This window comes from Paenibacillus xylanivorans (assembly GCF_001280595.1).
In the GTDB taxonomy this organism is placed as follows: Bacteria; Bacillota; Bacilli; order Paenibacillales; family Paenibacillaceae; genus Paenibacillus; species Paenibacillus xylanivorans.
Genome location: NZ_LITU01000037.1, coordinates 8,886 through 10,768 on the forward strand (window position 1 = coordinate 8,886; position 1,883 = coordinate 10,768).

At 49.8% G+C, this 1,883-nt stretch carries 1 protein-coding gene and 1 pseudogene; both read left to right on the forward strand.

Annotated elements, in window-relative coordinates; translation table 11 throughout:
• Positions 1–1,151 (forward strand): annotated as a pseudogene (locus AMS66_RS05645) (GNAT family N-acetyltransferase); the annotation flags it as partial.
• The gene (locus AMS66_RS05650; RefSeq protein WP_053779867.1) at positions 1,148–1,330 is read left to right on the forward strand and encodes a hypothetical protein; all 183 of its coding nucleotides are present in this window, start codon (positions 1,148–1,150) and stop codon (positions 1,328–1,330) included. The pseudogene AMS66_RS05645 and the gene AMS66_RS05650, both read left to right, overlap by 4 nt.
• The last annotated feature ends 553 nt before the right edge of the window (positions 1,331–1,883 follow it).

Here is a 1,883-nt window from a genome sequence, read left to right on the forward strand (position 1 = left end):
TGACGGTCAATGAAGGAAACCCGTTCGTGCCGTCGGATGTGCAGGAAGTGACGGTTGCGCTGCATGATGTCAAACAGAACGTATGGGAAGGCGAGTTGTCCATATCTTATGCAGGCGAAACCCGTCCGGCAGCCCAAAGGGTGTTGTCTGCGGATGAGGAAGCTGCGGAAGCCTATTTTGCCTTGCCGACCCCGCCGTCCCCTTGCAGCGTCATTCAGTTGGATGCACGGCTTGGCCCGCAGCAAGAGACGTACTATAGCGCCTTGTTCCCGGTGTCGTCCGCTCCAGTTCGCCGTACCACGTACACAGAAGCAGAATTCCCGGTATATGAAGCCGACAACGGAAGGATTCGGATTTCCGCGGCACCGAGTTATTATCCCGGTCTCCGGTCGCTTGCGATACAAGGTCAGGAGTGGCTCGCCTCCGGATTTCCGGAATACGGGATCAAATCCTGGTGGAATCCGTGGATCGGCGGTTTAACCGATCAGTTTGACGATATGAGTCCGACGTCTGTTCGCAAAGAAAAACATTCCGCCAGCTTCGTCCGCGTTGCCGACGACAAAGGCAACGTCTGGTCCGGCATCCGAATCCGCCAGTCCATTCAACAGCACGACATCTACAAAGGAACGACCGTGGACAGTTACTACCTGCTGCTCCCTGGAGCGCCGGTACTCGCCTATATGACCGATATCCGTCAAAACACAGGAGCTTATTTGGAAAAAAAGGTACTTAGCGAGCTGTTCCTTCGCTTTGACGAATTAGGATCGTCCAGCGAGTCTCGCGAGGCGGGCGGCTGGCTGCGAACTTTCGCGCCTGAAGGCAAAATGCTGCGTTATGCCATTGGCAAAGACGAACTCAGCGTGCGCGAAACAAAAGACTACGGTTTCGGCTTTGACGGCCGTGCTGGAGTGATGCAAATTGTGACAGATGAAACTGTCAACCGCCCTTCATTCAATACAAACAAGGACATCTGCTGCCTGTCGTTCTCGCGGAATGTTCGCTTGCCACACGGAAATGAGTTCCGCTCGGCGCCCGTTTTTTTCGTCTTTCCGGATGCGCTGCTTCCGGCCGAGGGACTGGAAGCTTTACGCCGGATTTCCTTTCCTCTTATACTTGAATCCAATGACATAGAAAGAGCGCAGACCGAATGAAAGTGATCGATACGCATATGCATTTGTCCCATATTGCTTCATTTAAAGATACGGCGGCAACCCGTTCATTCGTCGATTATTCCGTTGAAGGCTTGCTCAGCGAATATGCCACGCAAAACGTCATACTGGGCATTGGAATGGGATTGACTGAATCCACCCCTGGGGGCTTCTTTCAATGACCTTATAGGTGGATTTGCCAATCGCCTGATTGGAATTACTGCCGGATACGCACCAGATCATGAAGCCTGGCGCTTCTGCTCCATTCGAAAGCACTCCGTACATGCATTCCGCTGCCTGGTGCATTGGTGGCTCCTCTGGTAGGTATTGCAGGAGAAGACACTGCGGTCCCGTTAGGACTCACTTTATTAATGACAAGTCTCGTTGCGATTCTCACGTACTTCCTATTAGTTAAAAAAATCTCGCATCACACGCCTCAACATACTCAGTCTGATTCTGACTTTTAGATCAGAAAGGTTAGATGTGAAGGATCTATAGAGGAGTCTGACTGAGCAGGTTTTCTATCAAAAGTTTCATTCTCTCTCTTTTAAAGGAGAAGCATTTTGATGGCTTTAAATCTTTAAGAACATGGCCTGTTCCAAATGTGCTCTCAAGAACAACTTTAATGATAGAAGTTTATCAAGCTGAATTGAGTATGATCATTCAAGAAGCAAAAATTACATTGAAAGTCGCTATTATAGCGGCTTTTTTCGTATTATCAGGTTAGCCAGAATC